We start from the raw sequence: 16,031 nt of genomic DNA on the forward strand, positions 1-16,031 counted from the left end.
CTACTTCTCCTTATGCGCGCGACAAGATCGCATTGTCAAGGGAGAAATAGAGGGCTCCCACGACGACCCCTGCTGAAGCTGTGGAAAACACGCTGCCCGGCGCCTGGGCCGTCTACCGGCGCCGCAGCACGAGCCACACCACGGCTCCCACGGCCGCCGCGATGGCGCCCGGGATGACCAGCGGCTGGATGGCCTCGTAGGCGACCCGTAGGGCGATGCAGATCACGGTGAACGCCACGATGGCTTTCACCACCGGCGAGTCCCAATCCATCTACGTAGAGTCCTTTCTCTCCTGGTTGAAAATGCGGTACCGCCTACAGCGTCACGTCGCTGTCGACTTCGTTGCCCCAGACCTGCCACCCGGCGCGCTTCCGGCGGGCGAACAGTTCCAGGTACGGCCCCGGCGAGCAACGCTCGATGATCGCGTACTGCTCTTCGGGCTTATGGCTGTGTTCCTGTACCGGGGCGTAGAACCAGCTACCTTGGGCGCGAAAGCGGATCGGAGCTCGTCCGCGGGTACCCAGCAGCAAATGCTCGGTCTGGTTCCGCAGATAGTTACCGAGGCCGAGTTTCGGCTTGATCCACGTCAGGATCGACCGGTAGGTGAAACCCCAAGCGGCCAGCACGTCCCGGCCGGCGTGCACCGTGGCGTTCGTGACCCACAACCAGCAGTGCGCGTCATCCTGTACAAGCTGCGGGACGTGAAGCGCCTGTATAGCGCCCAAGGGCATGAGCGGGTAATGACGGACGGCACCTCGGCCGCCCTTCTGCTCCACGTCCCACGGTGGGTCGGCCAGGATCGTGGCGTAGCGGCCCCCTTCGGTTGGCGATGTCTCGGCGTTCACCACGTCGGCCTTTCTGGCGCCAGGAAATGCAAGATGAAAGACTCCTTTCACCTGGTGGCAGGCATGGCTATCGCCAGCCTGCCACCAGGTAGGACAGGGATTAATGAACGGGGAATCGGCGAGGAAGCCGGCCTACGCCGGCCGATAGTCCTCGTGGTTCTCGGCTATCAGCGGCAGGATGTCCGCATTGGCCAGCGCCTCGCCCAGCCGGACGGCCGCAGCCTCCCGGCGGGCCTTCTCTTCGCGGTAGCAGCTCATGAACAGGGTCTGGTACGAGTCGGTCAGGACCGAAATCGTCTCCGACCGCAGCACATCCAGCGGTACCCGCACGAGCACTTCGTCCCGAGACGTACGCACGGTCAGCCCTTCCGCTTCGACTTCGACCGCGGACGCGACGGCGTACCCATCGCGTTACGAGCATCCCTGACCCACTGGTAGAGCCGTCCCACCCAGAAGGCCACGAAGATCAGCAGAACCAGGATGAGGTCAGTCATCGGGGTCGCTCCGCTCGTCGAGGTCGCGCAGCGCCTGCACGGCACGCTCGCGCTCCTGCTTCGCTTCCTCGGCGGCCGTCTCGCGGGCGAACTCCGCGGCTTCGGCTGCCTCCTGGGCGACGTAGTCGCTCCAGACCTCCCAGAACATCGTCGGCAGCTTCGAGGCATGCCGCACGACCGTCAGGGCGTGGCGCAACGCCTTCTCGCGCTCGCCGGGCTCCTCCTGGGAGTAGCTGGCGGCGGCACTGATGCCGACCAGCAGCCCGAAGGTGAAGGCCACGAGGCCAAGCAGGGCGGTCACTGCCCCCACCTGCCACCCTGGCCACGGCCGGGGAAGAAGGCGGCACGCAGCATGCGCTCCTCCGCACGCCGCGTCTCCTCCCGGATGTCGTTCATGGCCGACTGCGCGGTGTTCTGGATGTGACGGGCGCGGAGCCAGGGCATCCCGGCCTCCCGCGCCGTCTTCCAGGCGTACGCGATGCCGAAGCACGCGCCCACGACCGCCACGGCCATGAGGACCACGATCAGCGCGGTCACTCAGCTCACCTCCGAGCCGAAGCGGTGCACGATGCGGGCGATGCTCATGGTCGCCGTGTTCGCGATGAGGGCCAGCGCCTCGGTCGCGTCCGGCACAGCTGCCTCCAGCTGGTTCCGCATCCGCGTCAGGTACGCCGCCTCCGACAGTGCGTACTCGGTCACGCTGGACACGCCGCGCACAGCGGCCTGGTTACGCATGACCTCCCCGTTGATCTGCACCATCTCCCTGGCGGTCTCGCGGGGGACAAGCGAACCGCCATTTCCTACTGGAACGACATCCCGTTTAGGCACGTTCCTCTTCTCCTCTCAGTCGTACCGCCCGATTTGGCGGCTTGAGAGGACTGTGCAGATCAGAGAAGATCAAAGGCAAGGAAAACGAACCGCTACTATTGGAACTAAATTGGAAGAGCAGCTAGTGCGCTTTTGGAAGGGGAGTGGAAAAGTCGATGAGGTTTTGGAACCAGTTTGGTCTCGTGATCACGAGGCCGTTGGTCCAGGCGCCTCGTCTGTGAGCGAGAGCCCGAGCGCCACGTGTGCCCTCCGCAGGGCTACCCATCCGATGTTGATGTCGTTGTCGGGCCCGGAGTTTTCGGCCGCAATGTATAACCGCAGAAGCTCACGGCCCTCGTCAAAAGTAATCCCCTTAGCTCTCAGATACGCCTCATCCTCCTCCGTAGGCGCGGATTTTAGGTCATCGTCGTGACGGTGTTCTGGATCGTAAAGAAATTCCAGCTCGTCATCGACGATGTTGCGTGGCTGGAAGGAAGGATCGCGCGCCAGTTTGCGCCATAGGTCAAGACCGAAATCGTGGTCGAATGGCGTCAAGCAAGACACGAGGACCGCAGCTCGTGTCCGGTCGCCTACGTTCGGACTGTCGGTAAGTGCCTGGTAAACATCGCGGGCGAACGGTAGGTTAAGCTCAGGCAGCCAGGACAGAACCGCAAATATACCCTCGTCTGCGGCCTTCTCTGCACTTTCCTTCCGGGCCTCCCAAGGTAGCTCATAGTATGCCGCGTGAGCGGCCTGATGCATTGCCACGACCTCACTTGGGCGCAGCGTCTGTATATATTCCGCCAGGGCCGGGTCATATTGGTTGCGACCGTAGGGATCCTCAGTCTGTTCGGGTGTATGTTCTGTCATTGCTGCCGCAAGTTATAGCGCAAATCGGAGTTAATAGCAAGAGCCTTGCATCAATATGGTAAGATTTTGCCTGAGCCAGTGGGGGAAATGTTGCCAAAAGAAGAGCAGGAATCTGACGAAAAGCTAGGAACTGTCGGCAAGGCGTTGCAAAGGATAGCGAAACGCGAAGGCATCCGGCGCCCTAGCCTCTACCGAGACCTCGGGCCCGAGCTGCGCGAGCTCCTGGGAATCCAAAGCGGACGGCCTCAAGAAGTAGAAAATCAAGTCGAGCGGGCTCTCGACGATCTCATCAAGAAGGTTTTTCAGGAAGAACCAGAAGCTGAAATTGCCCGCGCGTACTTCAATATGCACCCTGGTGTGCCGCGCGAGACACATCTCATGAGTCGACAAGACCATCTGAAAAGGCTAAGGATCGAAGCGCACTCTGACCGACATAAGCGGAAAGGCTACTTCGCTATTTATGGCACACTTGAAGACGCGCTCCTCAAACGCCGCGATGCTCAGCAGCCCAACGGCGGGGAGTCACGATCAGAAGAGGTCGAGTCCGCTGACTCAAGCGCGGCGGGCCCTACTCGTGCCGATGCGGATGCCATCAAACGTCTCAATCTAGCCGACCTAACCACCCGCAACCCAGCCGGACACTACGAGCCGAATATCGTGGTGATTAGCGGCATGGGTGGTGTCGGCAAAACCTATCTGGCTGACCAGCTAGCTGCCGATCTATTAGCCAGTGAAAACTTTACCAAGTTTGCTTTCGTCGATTTTCTGGGATTTTCTGCTACAGACTCGCCGGGCCGAGAACTGCAACCTTCCGAGGCTTTGGGGAAAGCTCTCGCCGAACTTGGCGTGCAGGACATACCGCCGGACGAGGGCAACCGCCTATCGAGGTATCGGCGCCTTGCTACCGAGCATGATCTTCTGCTTGTTTTCGACAACGTCCTGACCGAGAGCCAAGTCGAGGCACTCCTACCTCGCGACAATAGGGGCTTGGTCCTGATTACGAGCCGGGCTCCCCTTGCCCGGTTCGCGCGCAATCTTCAGGTCGGCTCCGCGCGGCTCGAACCGCTACGCCCCGATCAGTCGGCCGAACTCTTGCGAACGTATGCTGTGCCGGACCTTGAAGATCATCCGGGTGCGCTCGCGACGGTAGTGGAACATTGTGCCGGGCTGCCGCTCGCGCTCGACATCATGGCCCGACTCATGAAGGACCGAGAGATTCCCGTTGATAGCTTGAGGGATCGTCTGGAAGAGTCGCCGCTCGACACTATGTACCACCCGAGCGGATCGATTGATCCCCGGAGCATATTCTGGGCATCGTACGAGAAGCTGAAGCCAGACAGCCGGAACCTTCATCCTGACGCGCAGCCGGTGTTCCGCCGGCTCGGGCTGCGGTTCAACCAGGATATCGACGAGTACGCTATTGCGCTCCTAGCCGGTGAATCCAGCGTCGCGAAAGCCCTCCCTTATATCCGACGGCTGGAACACGTGGGCCTTATCCGCCGTGGCGGCGAGCGTCTCCAAGTTCATGACCTTGTGCATGCGTTCGCTCGGGACCTGATAGCCGGCGACAACCAAGAACGCCGAGATACCCTAGACCGACTGGTGTCAGCATACTACGTGTGCGTCAACCACGCTTTCACTGCCGTAAACAGTACTAACCCGGTGGTCGATATCGAATCCTTGGCTATCACGAACGACGTACACCTCGCCGGCATACAGTCGATCAAAGACTATTGCGAAAGAACAGGAGGTAATCCGGCGCAGTGGGTGGCGGTAGAGAAGGAGAACCTCGTACGGCTGGCGATCGACGCCTGTCAAGAAGATCCGCCGATCGCCCGCGCACCACATCTCGCCTTCTCGCTCTTCTATTTCCTGGAGACAAGCAATAACTGGTCGGACTGGAAGAGGCTCAACGATATCGGCCTCAAGGCGGCTATGTCTCTCGGTGATCTATGGGCTCAGGCCCGGCTGCGCCGTAATATGGGCCGGATCGAACTCGTCACGGTTCGCGACCAGCTTGACGCCCTCCACGATCATCTAGAAGTGGACGATATAGTCGCAGCGCGGGAGCGTTGTGCACGCGCTGTCACGCTCCTACAGGAGAGTGGCGGTCTATACGAGCAGTGTCCGGAGCGGGCTCACGAAGCGGTAACGGTAAAGAGGGAGCTGGCCGACACGCACCTGATGTTGGCGAAGTTGGCCGGAAGCCCAGACGAGCGGACGGGACACCTCGCCCGCGCCGTTGAAGCTTACGCCGTAGCCAGGGCCGCGTACATGCAGTTCGAGAACAGCGATAATCCGATCGCCTCGCTGAATGTCTCGCTGGCAGAGGCGGTTATACGTGGAGGCGACTCCGACAGTCTCCGCGATATCGAAGGCGCTCTGCATGAGTCGATCGCATATGCGAAGCAGTACGATGCGGAGCGACGCAGCTACCGACATCCGCGTGTCTGGTGCTTCGCGTTTGTCCGTCTCGCCGAGCTTCACATCGCGCGTGCTGCATCAGTTGGGAGTCCTCGTCTGGCCCGGGAAGAACTCGCCCAAGCGGACGCCAGCTATGAAGAGGCGGTCGCACTCTTTCAACGCTTTGGTAACTGGCTGGACCGGGCTAGGACGCTGGCTCGCCGCGGACTGCTGCATAGAGATATGGGCGACGTGGCCGGCGCGAGAGATCTTCTTGAGGTGGCCAGGGAAATCCTCTCAGAGTATGAGCACAGTGAAGAGGGCGTGGTTCAGGCGTGGCTGGAACGCCTCGGTATGCCGTAGAGCGAGGAAGAAGAGGTGAGGTGCTCTCCGGCTGCTCTTACTTTGCCCCTCGTAGTTCGTCATACTCCGACTTTGACCGATGAAAGGGCTCTCGCATGAGCGCTGGCGGCTTGACCGATCGGGACTTCGAACGTCTGGCCAAAATCATGACTGGACCTCATGGCCAGGTGGTAACGAGCGAGAACCCGGCCGATATTCTCATCGTATTTTCATGTGCGGATGCTGCGGTCGGCCGCGAGGCAGCACGTCTGTACTCAGACAAGCTGGTGAAGAAGATCATATTCTCCGGCGGGATTGGCAAAGACTCCGGAGGGCTGCCCGACCTCGGTATATCCGAATGCGTCTTTCTGGCTTCGGTTGCTATTGCCGATGGCGTGCCGACCGAGGCGATCATGCTTGAGGCTGACGCTCGCAACGGTGCGGAGAACGCTGCATTCTCGCTCCGCATAGCGGCCGATCGGGGCGCTCTCAGACCGGCGGCACGTGTAGCTGGCCTGGCTCCGGCGGAACGCAGCCGCCGCCTGTACGAGGAGCTGCGTTTCCAGGTCGACAGCTTTGGCCAGCATGTGATCTGTACTGCGGGCTTCTCAAGTGGGACGGTTGACCTCGCGCGTGACGAGATCCGCGGTGAGCTCGTACGGGAACTCCGAGGGCTACACCGTATGCATGCGGGGCCGCAGGCAAGAATCCACCGACTCGAAGAGTTCCAGCCCGGCGGGATTTATTTCGAACTGGTTGAACGGGCCGGTGTCGCGGAGATTTGACTTAGAAAAGTGTGGCGGGACCACGCTGTCATATTGCTGCCCAGACTTATCGGGTCCCGCCCGTCAATACGCTTCGCGTATACCCGAAACCATCGCGGCCGGTTAGCGTCCAGGCATGACCACCTCCCCCCGCCACCAGCTCACCGCCGACGTCCATCTCCTCCTGCTGCACGACGGCCAGGTCCTCTTCGGCCGCCGTCAGAACACCGGCTACGAAGACGGCGCCTACCACCTCCCCTCCGGCCACCTCGAAGCCGGAGAGTCCGTGGTTGCGGCCCTCATCCGCGAAGCTAAGGAAGAGATCGGTGTCAGCATCGAGCCGGAAGCCGTCGAGTTCGCCCACGTCATGCACAACTCGTCGAGCGGCGGTCGGGCGGCCTTCTTCTTCACGGTCCGCACCTGGGACGGTGAGCCGGACAACCGCGAGCCCGACAAGTGCAGCGAGCTGGCCTGGTTCCCCTTGGATGGCTTGCCTGACCACCTGATCGCCTACTGCCGCACCGCCCTGGAGCACATCGCCGCCGGTCAGCCCTTCTCGACCTACGGCTGGTAGCCATGGCCACCGCTTCCGGTCCGGTGGTCTGCCTCAGCTACCTGGCCGCCGCGTCGCTGTGGAACGTCGAGCGCTTCCCGCAGGCGAACCATGGAGCCGAGGTCCAGCGGTCCGAAGCCTCCATCGCTGCTGATGGCCCGATGATCGCCGCCGTCCTGGCGGCCCTCGACGTCCCGGCACTCGTGATCAGCAACGACATCGGCGACGACGCGCCGGGCGACCAGGTCCGGGCCTGGCTCCACCGGAACCGCGTGCTGACCACCGTCGAGACGGTGCCCGGCCTGGCCACGCCGCAGATCGTGATCGTGGCTGATGACCACGGCACCCGTACCTGGTTCCCGCAGCTGCCCGGCGTCGCAGAGGCGCTGGCCGCGGTTGACCTGGCGCCGCTCACCGGAGCGTCGTTCGCCTACGTTGACTGCTACCAGCTGATCGAGCCGGCCGCCGTGCGCGCCATTCAGGCCGCGCGGCAGGCCGGCGTGCCGCTGCTGGTCAACCTCGGCGGCTCGGCCCTCTCGCCAGCGGTAGCGGCTGCCGTCCAGGGATGTTCGAGGCTGATCATCCAGACCAATGTCGATGACGCCGAACACGAAACAGCTCCGGCCGTGGCCGGGGCACTGGTTGATCAGACGGGAGCCTCATGGGCGGTGGTCACGGCCGGCGCTTCCGGCGCGGTAGCTGCCGGTACGGATGACCTTGTAACCACGCCGGCCTTCGAGGTGGCGGTGCGCCACACCCACTGTGCGGGCGCGGCGTTCTCCGGCGGGTTGGTCTACGGCCTGCTCCAGGGTTGGCCGATGCGGGACAGCTTGGCCCTGGCCTCCGCCAGTGGTGGGCTCCGTTGTGCGCGAGCCCACCACGAACCGATGCCGAATCTTGTGGAACTGCTGGCGCTCGCGACATCCCAAGGCCGGATGACCTTCTCGGCACACGCCGTATAGGCAAGGCCGCGGCGCTCACCAAATGCTCCCTTGATCGTTCCCATTTTATGATCTACACTGTAAGAAACGTAAGCGAGATCGTCTGCAAGATTATGGCACGGCTTCCCATTCCTGGATCTGATGATGGCACCTGGGGAGATATACTCAATAGCTATTTGACTGTCTCTCACAACACCGACGGCTCCCTGAAGCCGAGCGCGGTTACGGCTAGTGGGGCGGCAGATGACAGCTCCGTTGTTCATACCGCGGGCGCTGAGACGGTTGCCGGAGTGAAGACGTTCAGCTCGTCTCCAGTTGTACCCACGCCAACCAGCAGTACGCAGGCAGCCAACAAGAGCTACGTGGATAGCACGGTCTCGGTTGGTGCCCCAGACGCCAGCACGACGACCAAAGGCTTGGTGCGGCTGACGGGGGATCTGGGCGGCACCGCAACGAGCCCGACGGTGCCGGGGCTCGCGGGCAAACAGGCTGCGAGTGGAGACCTCACGGCCATCGCCACGCTGGCTCCGGCTGACAATGACCTGCTGCAACGGAAGAGCGGGGCCTGGACAAACCGCACGCCGGCCCAGGTGAAGACGGACCTAAACCTCACGAAGAGCGATGTGGGCCTTGGGAATGTCGATAATACCTCGGATGTCAACAAGCCCGTCTCTACCACCCAGCAGACAGCGCTGAACGCCAAGGCCGACAAGACCACCACCATCTCGGCCGGTGCAGGGCTGACCGGCGGTGGGGATCTGACCGCCAACCGTACCCTGGCCGTGAGCTTCGGGACGGCGGCGGGGACAGCGGCCCAGGGGAACGATGGACGGATCGTGGGAGCAATTCAGGCAAGTACCTTCACGGCCAAAGGCGATCTATTGGCCGCCACCGCTGCCAGTACGGCTGCCAGGCTGGGAGTAGGCAGTAATGGCCAGGTACTGCTGGCGGACAGTGCGCAGAGTACGGGAATGAAATGGGCTAATGCGCCAGTGGATTGGATCAATGTGGTTACCGCATATGGTGCTGACCCAACCGGCACGACTGATTCAACGACGGCAATCCAGAACGCGATCAACGCGTTACCGTCAGGCGGCAGCGCTACAGGGTTTGTTATTAGCTCGGGCGGGGGAACGATATATCTCCCCAGAGGGACGTACAAGGTTTCTAACACGCTCACGGTAAACAATGGACTCGTACGGCTCATAGGTGATGGCCGCTGGTCCACGGTTATTAAATATACTGGTACGGGCGACTGCATACGGATGACTGTCCCAGCGGCAAACACTTACATGGGTGGCATTGAGGATATGACCATCGACGGCTTTAGTGCCGGAGGAGTGGCAACTGGCCTGCACCTTGGCGATGGCAACCAGGCAAAGTTAGACCTTACTATCCAGGGCTTCACTGCAACGGGGTCGATTGGGTTACACCTCGACAATACATTTGCCTGGACGGAACAACTGCACGGAATCGTGCACGTGAACGATAATGCGACAAACGTAGTTTTCAACTGCACCGGTACCGGCTACAACTCTTTCGCACGTACAGCTTTGGATATTTACGTTTTGGCGAGCGTGGGACAGGATGGCGTAGTGCTGCAGAATGGCGTCGTTCTGTATGACGGCTCACTGTCAATTCGCGGCAACTTCTCCAGCTCATCGACTACGCCCATGAGTAACGCTGTGCTGAGAATAACCGGTCAAGGCTCAACAAGCAACAACGCGTCGACCTCTTATTCACGCATTCAGTCGTGCCGTCTGGATATCGGAGTTGAGACGGTGACCAACACTTACACGCCGACCACTATCATCTGGGGTTCCGGAAGTAATCAGATACAAGCCTGCACCGGCGTGCTGGACTTTTCTACAGGTAACAGCCCATTCACGAAAGCAGCATCACCCTCAACGGCTCAGCTTGTTTTCTCGGGAACAATCCTTGGAGACAGAAACCTGGCAGGAGTCGGATTCGGCTCCTATCCAGGCTTAATTGTCGGAGGTCCGATCGGGTTTGGCATTGGTGGGCTCACGCCGAGCAGCGGCAATTTTTTTGTAGGAGGCGGAGATTTCTTCTCTACCACGCTTACCGGCAACCTCACTGTCACATTCCAGGGTGTAAACGCCCTGAGTACCGCGCAAAGAAAGACGATATTCATTGTGCAGGCCGCTTCTGGTGGTCCTTATACGGTGACGTGGCCCAAACCGGGCTCACCGAGCCTCTCAAGCCCTGCCGTGTACTGGCCCGGCGGTACTGCGCCAACCATGAGTACCGGAGCTGGGGCGATTGATAAATATGTCTTGGAAACCGTCGATGGGAGTCATTGGTACGGGACGGCTTCGCAGAATTTTTCGTAGAATTATCCTTCAACTGTGCGCAGAAGTTGCCCGAAATACGCAGCTCGGGCAGCTAGCGCGACCTACACCCCCCACCACGTCCCGGAACTCTCGCCGTTTTTGAATGAGTTATAGGAGCTTGCGGCCTCCCGGCTGTCAATTGGCGAGACAGCCCCTTCTAGGCAGTAGCTGACGGCTGCCGACCTACCTGGAGGTCGGGTGGCACCAACCCATTGAGGAAGTCGACCAGCGACCGGGCCTTATCCAGTTCCGACTTCGCATTCTTCCAAACAGTATCTCGGTGCGACCGTTCCATTTCCAGCTGTGGGAGGTACATCGACTTCCGCCTGTCTGCCTCCCGATAGTAGTCCTGGAGCTGCCGCTCTCGCGCGGCATACGAGAATCGGGCGAGACCGGATGGCTTCGGCATCTTGAGTGGCTCGTGTTCCTCGGCATGCCACGCCTCTGCCTCGCGCAGCTTGGCGGCGGCTGCCTTCGCCTCACGTTCTGCCGCAGATGCGCTCGCCTCCGCGGAGGCCGCATACTGTTGGCGTCCGCGCACATAGTCGAGCCATTCCTGGCGGTGCCCCTGGCCGTGATGGAGAATCATGGCCGGTACGACCAGCGCCAAGTCGTCGCGGTCTTCCGACGTAAAGTCGCCCGGCTCCCACAAGTCGGTGATCCTGTGGAGCGTTTCAAGATCGACGGTGAACCTGTCCAGTTCAAACAATGTATTCCAGCGACCCAAGTTGAGCGAGAAAATTCGCCGCCAGACCAGCGGTCGTAGACCATGGGTTGTCGTCTTTGGGCAAGCATCACAGACGACCGTCAGCGCGCTCGCAAGGGTGCTGTGTCGTCCACAGACGTCCTTTCGACAGGTGCGGCATGCCCCTATTGCCGCCAGCCCACAACGGCACGTGGCCGTAGCCGTTGCCACGAGCGCTCCGTACTCGTATTCATGATCACAGATTCGGCTCGTAACCTTCTCATATACCGGCGTCGCGTAGGCGTTGGGCGGCCCGAGCGGCATATTGAAATCCGGCCGTCCGTAGCTCCGTTCGACTTCGTCTACCTGGCTCTCGCAGTGACGCAAGACCGGCGTGATCGGCCGATAGTCCCGGCCATAGCACGTCGGACATGTCCCCCCAATGATCCGCATGGAGGCTGTATACCAGAGCCCAGGACCCCCGCCTACCTCGTTCAGTACGAGCGGAAGCAGCAGTACGTTCGCCTCCGCCGGCAGCCTCGTTCTTGGAGGCTCGTCGGGCGAGCCGGATCAGGTGCTCCTCGTACGACGGAGTACTTGATCAGAACAGATCCCACTCCCGCAGCAACCCCGTCAGCTCGTCCAGTCGTTCCCTGGTCATCCGCTTGCGGGCCGCATCTCCGGCCGTCTCCTGCTCGGCTCCGTACTGCCACCAGTGCTCGCCGGTTCCCCGGTCCATGACCAGGAAGCGCTCCTTGACGGCCGGCCCGCGGATGACCAGGGACACCGTGTACGGCTCGGCCACCACGGCGTGCACCATGCTGTGGTGCAGGGCGTAGCTGTCGCCAACCTGCTCCTGGCGGACTTGGAGCGCTGCCAGGGAGCCCGGCTCCGGTTCGGCGTCCACGTCGAGGTCGCCGAAGAGGTAGTGCCGGTACTCCCCGCGCACGATGCGGCTGGCGTACGACCAGCGGTGGTTGTGCGGCCGGTCGAAGTAGCCGGGCAGGAAGACGTGCAGCCGCACGCGGATTCCGGCGTCGTTCTGGTACAGCACGATCTTGTCCAGGATGTCGTAGTGCTCGCACAAGGCCAGTAGTTCCGGCCGGTTCGGCAATTCGAGAAGCGCGGCCCGGATCAGATCCGGATCGTCGGCCAACTGGGTGAGCGCCTTGCGGGTGGCGTGCTCCACGGCGTCGATGTCGTTCCAGTCCAGCCCACGCAGCGGTTCGATGACGTGCTCCATCTCGGTCTCCTCCTCAGTCTTCGGGCTTGGCGCTGGACTTCCACAGCCGGCACACCGGCACGATGTCCTCCTCGGCCGCACACGACGAGCCGCCCATGACGATCTCCTCGGCCGGGCAGCCCCCCTGGCAGGCCGATGCCTTGCAGCCGCCGCAGGCGCTTGACACCAAGGGCCGGGTGAAGAGGTCAAATTCGTTGTCACCGCGGTTGAGGACCACCTGGCCGTCCTGCATCCGGGCGAAGTACAGGTCGGTGTCGAAGAGGTAGGAGCAGACGTAGCAGCGCCCGTCGGGAAAGATCGAGATCCGGTCCAGCGTCCGGCCGATGCACCCCTGGTAGCCCTCGGCGGCGTAGCGGGCCATCTGGTCGCGGCGGGCGTACGTCGGCTGGTACCAGACCCGCGTCCGGTAGTCGGGCGCGATCCGGTTCAGTTCGTCGCAAAACGTCACCCACTCCAAAGGCACGATGGCCATGTCGGCGTTGCCGTGCCCCACGCCGATGGTCGAGAAGACGTGGAACTTCACCAGGGACACGCCGATCTCGTCGGCGATGTCCAGCAGCTTCAGGGCGTCGGGCTTGTTGGCCTGGTTGACGGTGCAGATGATCCGGGTGTCGAAGCCGCGGCCGGTCAGCTCGGCCGTCGTCTCCAGCGCGGTGGCGAAGGTGTCCGTCCCGCGTACCCGGTCGTGCGTCTCGGCGCTGCCGCCGTCGAGGCTGACCTGGACGTAGGCGAAGTCCTCCGGTTCGAGCTGGCGGAACTTGCGCGCCGCCGGTTTCTGGGCGTTCGTCGTCGTGATGACGTCCTCGTAGCCCAAGCTTCGGCCGAGGCGAATGGCATCGACGTAGTTGGGGTGCAGTGTCGGCTCGCCGCCGAGGATCGTCAGCTTGCTGCCGCCCATGCGGCGCCAGGTGATCAGGGTGTCCCGGATCTGGGGCAAGGTCAGCTTGAGCGCCCGGTCCAGCCGTTCGCCCATGTAGCAGTGTTCGCAGCGCAGCTGGCACGCCTCGGTGATGTACAGGTAGACGTTGCGGAACCGGCCGTACGCGATGCGCTCGATCCGCTCCGGCGCAGGCATGCCGGCTCGGCGGGGCATCCGGGCGTGGCCGTAATCGTCATCGGTCCGCAGGCGCGGCGGGTCAAGGTGGACGGTGGTCACGGGGTACTCCCTCTCGTCAGTAGGGCGGTCACGTCCTCGAAGACCTGGGCTGCGCTGGTGCCGCCGTCGAGCCGGACGACTTCCACGTCGGCCTCGCTGAACGCCTGGCAGATTCCGGCGGCCGTCTGCTGGTAGCGCTGCACACGGGCACGCAGCAGGCGGGGTGCGTCACCGCGCCGGGGATGCAGAATGCCGCCGCAGCGGGCACAGCGCTGGGCATCGTCGGCGCTGGGAACCGCCGGCAACCGGGGATCGCGGATCGGGTCGCGTTCGCAGCGGTGGCAAACCCGGCGGTGAAAAGCCCGCCGGTACAAGGTCATGGTGTCCGTCGCCAGTTCCACGGCCCGGACGACACAGCCCGGCGCGTGCTGCTCCAACACGGTGAGGAAGAACCGCACCTGGGCGCCGGTACCAGGGAAGTTGTCGAAGAACACGGTGTGCGCCGCACCGGCCTGCACCGTGGCCTCGATGTAGCTGCGCAACGCCGTGACCACGGTGAAGTCGTCGATCCAGCCGAGGCGTTCGGCGCTGGTGGCCGTGGCCGCCAGGATGGTTTCCGGTACGTGCTCCCGCAGCCGGAAGACGGCCCGGCCCGGCATCTGGCCGAGAGTCGCGGTCAGCGTCGTTTTGCCGGCCGCCGGCGGGCCGAAGACGGGTACGGCCAACGCGAGGGTCATGACAACCCCTTTTCACGCGGGTGACGCCGTAGCGGGCCGCCAGCCTGACCGGCATGGTGTGTCCCCGCTGTGGCATCGCTGTTGACTGCGGGTCGGTGGAGCAGGACGGATCAAGCGTCCGTTCCTGGGAGCGCGCCGACCACGCCGCCGGACGGTGCCCGGCATACGCGGGACGCATAGACCCAGCTACGGCGGGTGTTACGGTCGTTCTGCTGATCTCGCAACCACCCAAGGGGAGGGCGGCCGGGCATGACGACCGCGCAGCAGCTTCGGTACTGCTCCCGCTGCGGCCACCGCCTCGCCGCCGACAACCCTTTCCCGATGTGCAGCCCCTGCCAGAGCGCCAGCGTGGAAGCGCACGCTCGGCCGCCGGCCGTCCCGCCGGAGTTCTGGCGCCTCGACCAGATGCGCGACGCCCTGGCCACCTGGCACATGGGCCGGGTGATCTTCGCCTACCGCCACCACCCGTACCACCGGCAGATGCTGTCCCAAGAGCTGGTCGGTACCTGGCTCGGGCTGACGCAGGCCCAGCTCAGCCGCATCGAGAATGGCCGCGCCCCCGAAGAACTCAGCAAGCTCATCCGCTACAGCCAGATCCTCGGCATCCCGGTCGCGCTGCTGTGGTTCGACCTGCCCGGCGAACCGCGTGTGCGGCCACCGGCTGAATCCCGGCCTTCGGTCCTGCTGCCGATCGTGGTGGGCGGCCGGGAAGTTGTGGTGCCCATTGACGCCGAAGCCGCCGAATCGGCCGGACTGGAGACCCTGATCGCCAGCACGAGCCGCGCCGACTCGCCGCAGCGCCAGGCCGCCCACCTCCTACCCTTCGCGGGCGTGGATGAGCTGCGGCACATGGCTGCCGCGCTGGAGGACGCCCGCCGCTACCTGGACGGTTCGGTCGTCGGCTTCTTCGCCCAGCAGTTCGAGCGCTGCAAGACCGACGACGGGGAAGCAGGCCCACTGCGGGTCTTACCGCTGGTGCTCGGCGTTCTTGGCGCGATCCAGCACCATGCCCATGACGTCCGCCCCCAAGTTCGGCGGGAGCTTCTGGCGGTCGGTGCAGACGGGGCAGAGTTCGCCGGCTGGCTGTACCGGGATCTCCACGACCCCGGCTCGGCGGCGTACTGGTACGACCGGGCGATGGAGTGGGCGCAGGAAGCCCAGGACTCCCCGATGCAGGCATACGTGCTGGTCAAGAAGTCACAGATGGCCTACGACGGCCGCGAACTGGCCCGCATGCTGAACCTGGCCGAAGCCGCCGGCCGGGCCTGCACGACGGCGCCGCCCGCAGTCCGGGCCGAGCAGTTGCAGCAGGAGGCGCTGGCCCTGGCCACTCACGGCGAGCCGCTGGTCGTCATCGAGCGCAAGTTGGAAGCTGCGCATCGGGCGCTGAACATGGGCGGTGACGCCGGAACTCACTTCACTGCCATCACGCTTCAGCTCCGTGCCGCCGCCGTTTACACCGAAGCCGGTGTGCCCGACCGGGCTGCCGGGATCTTCGCCGACATCCTGGCTACAGACACCTTGTCGCGGCGGGATACGGGGTTGTTCAGTGCCCGGCGGGCAGCCGCCCTGGCCCTGAGCGGGCATCCGGACGAGGCTGCCGCTGTGGCTCTGGACGCCTTGCAGATCGCACGGGCCACCAACTCTGGACGCACCTCGGCCATCCTGGCGGACGTGGCACAGAGCCTGACGCCGTGGCGTTCACGGCCGGGGCCGCGGGAGTTTCGGGAGGCGATGCTCGCGTAACGAGGCGCGCACGTCCTACTACCTGGGCGAGTTCGGCGGATGACTTCTGGTCAACGGCGCATACGGGCTGAATCCGAAGGATGCGGTGCACTAGCTCGCTTCATCAACGGATGGCCAACTTGGCTATTGTTTGCGTAGCGGGGCAGGCCGG

18 protein-coding genes are annotated in these 16,031 nt (G+C 63.2%); 6 read left to right on the forward strand and 12 right to left on the reverse strand.

Translation table 11 applies throughout. From position 1 onward, the window contains the following. Positions 1-112: 112 nt before the first annotated feature. From BMG523DRAFT_RS25160 to BMG523DRAFT_RS24150, 8 genes are all read right to left on the reverse strand, one after another. The gene (locus BMG523DRAFT_RS25160; protein WP_160323699.1) at positions 113-271 is read right to left on the reverse strand and encodes a hypothetical protein; all 159 of its coding nucleotides are present in this window, start codon (positions 269-271) and stop codon (positions 113-115) included. 43 nt (positions 272-314) lie between these two features. Then, positions 315-848, reverse strand: coding sequence for an MT-A70 family methyltransferase (locus BMG523DRAFT_RS03285; RefSeq protein WP_051623749.1), 534 nt, complete (start codon positions 846-848; stop codon positions 315-317). Between the two features lie 129 nt (positions 849-977). After that, a complete protein-coding gene (locus BMG523DRAFT_RS03290) occupies positions 978-1,202 on the reverse strand; it encodes a hypothetical protein (protein ID WP_152987816.1) in 225 nt (74 codons plus the stop codon). 2 nt (positions 1,203-1,204) lie between these two features. Beyond that, the gene (locus tag BMG523DRAFT_RS26965) at positions 1,205-1,339 is read right to left on the reverse strand and encodes a hypothetical protein (RefSeq protein WP_255353842.1); all 135 of its coding nucleotides are present in this window, start codon (positions 1,337-1,339) and stop codon (positions 1,205-1,207) included. Beyond that, positions 1,332-1,640, reverse strand: coding sequence for a hypothetical protein (locus BMG523DRAFT_RS03295; RefSeq protein WP_043590305.1), 309 nt, complete (start codon positions 1,638-1,640; stop codon positions 1,332-1,334). The genes BMG523DRAFT_RS26965 and BMG523DRAFT_RS03295 overlap by 8 nt, the downstream gene beginning before the upstream one ends. After that, positions 1,637-1,876: a hypothetical protein gene (locus tag BMG523DRAFT_RS03300; protein WP_043590306.1), complete on the reverse strand. Its 240-nt coding sequence runs from the start codon at positions 1,874-1,876 to the stop codon at positions 1,637-1,639. Before BMG523DRAFT_RS03300 ends, BMG523DRAFT_RS03295 begins: the two co-directional genes overlap by 4 nt. Next, positions 1,877-2,167, reverse strand: coding sequence for a hypothetical protein (locus BMG523DRAFT_RS03305; RefSeq protein ID WP_152987817.1), 291 nt, complete (start codon positions 2,165-2,167; stop codon positions 1,877-1,879). It lies immediately after the preceding gene. A 186-nt stretch (positions 2,168-2,353) separates the two neighbouring features. Then, entirely contained in the window at positions 2,354-3,016 is a 663-nt protein-coding gene (locus tag BMG523DRAFT_RS24150; RefSeq protein WP_152987818.1) for a hypothetical protein, read from the reverse strand. Between the two features lie 66 nt (positions 3,017-3,082). Here BMG523DRAFT_RS24150 and BMG523DRAFT_RS22585 point away from each other — a divergent pair, with 66 nt between their 5' ends. From BMG523DRAFT_RS22585 to BMG523DRAFT_RS22590, 5 genes are all read left to right on the forward strand, one after another. Then, positions 3,083-5,782, forward strand: a complete 2,700-nt coding sequence (locus tag BMG523DRAFT_RS22585; RefSeq protein ID WP_152987819.1) for a tetratricopeptide repeat protein — start codon at positions 3,083-3,085, stop codon at positions 5,780-5,782. A gap of 95 nt (positions 5,783-5,877) precedes the next feature. After that, positions 5,878-6,546, forward strand: a complete 669-nt coding sequence (locus tag BMG523DRAFT_RS03320) for a YdcF family protein (protein ID WP_051623750.1) — start codon at positions 5,878-5,880, stop codon at positions 6,544-6,546. Positions 6,547-6,661: 115 nt separating this feature from the next. Continuing rightward, complete coding sequence (locus tag BMG523DRAFT_RS03325; RefSeq protein WP_043590314.1) at positions 6,662-7,099, forward strand: NUDIX domain-containing protein; 438 nt, start codon at positions 6,662-6,664, stop codon at positions 7,097-7,099. Positions 7,100-7,101: 2 nt separating this feature from the next. Then, positions 7,102-8,040, forward strand: coding sequence for a carbohydrate kinase family protein (locus BMG523DRAFT_RS03330; protein WP_043590315.1), 939 nt, complete (start codon positions 7,102-7,104; stop codon positions 8,038-8,040). Between the two features lie 269 nt (positions 8,041-8,309). Continuing rightward, positions 8,310-10,373, forward strand: coding sequence for a glycosyl hydrolase family 28-related protein (locus tag BMG523DRAFT_RS22590; protein WP_160323701.1), 2,064 nt, complete (start codon positions 8,310-8,312; stop codon positions 10,371-10,373). 157 nt (positions 10,374-10,530) lie between these two features. On the opposite strand, the gene BMG523DRAFT_RS03340 is transcribed toward BMG523DRAFT_RS22590, so the two are convergent. The 4 genes from BMG523DRAFT_RS03340 to BMG523DRAFT_RS03355 form a co-directional block, all read right to left on the reverse strand. Beyond that, the gene (locus tag BMG523DRAFT_RS03340) at positions 10,531-11,082 is read right to left on the reverse strand and encodes a hypothetical protein (RefSeq protein ID WP_043590321.1); all 552 of its coding nucleotides are present in this window, start codon (positions 11,080-11,082) and stop codon (positions 10,531-10,533) included. A gap of 577 nt (positions 11,083-11,659) precedes the next feature. After that, positions 11,660-12,301 carry a hypothetical protein gene (locus BMG523DRAFT_RS03345; protein ID WP_043590322.1) on the reverse strand — a complete coding sequence of 214 codons (642 nt, stop codon included), beginning with the start codon at positions 12,299-12,301 and terminating at the stop codon, positions 11,660-11,662. Positions 12,302-12,314: 13 nt separating this feature from the next. Then, positions 12,315-13,457: a radical SAM protein gene (locus tag BMG523DRAFT_RS03350; RefSeq protein ID WP_043590324.1), complete on the reverse strand. Its 1,143-nt coding sequence runs from the start codon at positions 13,455-13,457 to the stop codon at positions 12,315-12,317. Continuing rightward, a complete protein-coding gene (locus BMG523DRAFT_RS03355; RefSeq protein WP_083494721.1) occupies positions 13,454-14,134 on the reverse strand; it encodes a hypothetical protein in 681 nt (226 codons plus the stop codon). The genes BMG523DRAFT_RS03350 and BMG523DRAFT_RS03355 overlap by 4 nt, the downstream gene beginning before the upstream one ends. A gap of 249 nt (positions 14,135-14,383) precedes the next feature. Here BMG523DRAFT_RS03355 and BMG523DRAFT_RS03360 point away from each other — a divergent pair, with 249 nt between their 5' ends. Beyond that, positions 14,384-15,880, forward strand: a complete 1,497-nt coding sequence (locus BMG523DRAFT_RS03360) for a helix-turn-helix transcriptional regulator (RefSeq protein ID WP_083494722.1) — start codon at positions 14,384-14,386, stop codon at positions 15,878-15,880. The last annotated feature ends 151 nt before the right edge of the window (positions 15,881-16,031 follow it).

It is taken from the genome of Frankia sp. BMG5.23 (assembly GCF_000685765.2).
Taxonomy (GTDB): Bacteria; Actinomycetota; Actinomycetes; order Frankiales; family Frankiaceae; genus Frankia; species Frankia casuarinae.

Bases quoted from the DNA above. Each gene is read 5' to 3' on its own strand.
- BMG523DRAFT_RS25160 (WP_160323699.1), bottom strand. From the start codon at position 271: ATGGATTGGGACTCGCCGGTGGTGAAAGCCATCGTGGCGTTCACCGTG.
- BMG523DRAFT_RS26965 (WP_255353842.1), bottom strand. From the start codon at position 1,339: ATGACTGACCTCATCCTGGTTCTGCTGATCTTCGTGGCCTTCTGGGTG.
- BMG523DRAFT_RS24150 (WP_152987818.1), bottom strand. From the start codon at position 3,016: ATGACAGAACATACACCCGAACAGACTGAGGATCCCTACGGTCGCAAC.
- BMG523DRAFT_RS03320 (WP_051623750.1), top strand. From the start codon at position 5,878: ATGAGCGCTGGCGGCTTGACCGATCGGGACTTCGAACGTCTGGCCAAA.
- BMG523DRAFT_RS03325 (WP_043590314.1), top strand. From the start codon at position 6,662: ATGACCACCTCCCCCCGCCACCAGCTCACCGCCGACGTCCATCTCCTC.
- BMG523DRAFT_RS03330 (WP_043590315.1), top strand. From the start codon at position 7,102: ATGGCCACCGCTTCCGGTCCGGTGGTCTGCCTCAGCTACCTGGCCGCC.
- BMG523DRAFT_RS03345 (WP_043590322.1), bottom strand. From the start codon at position 12,301: ATGGAGCACGTCATCGAACCGCTGCGTGGGCTGGACTGGAACGACATC.
- BMG523DRAFT_RS03355 (WP_083494721.1), bottom strand. From the start codon at position 14,134: ATGACCCTCGCGTTGGCCGTACCCGTCTTCGGCCCGCCGGCGGCCGGC.
- BMG523DRAFT_RS03360 (WP_083494722.1), top strand. From the start codon at position 14,384: ATGACGACCGCGCAGCAGCTTCGGTACTGCTCCCGCTGCGGCCACCGC.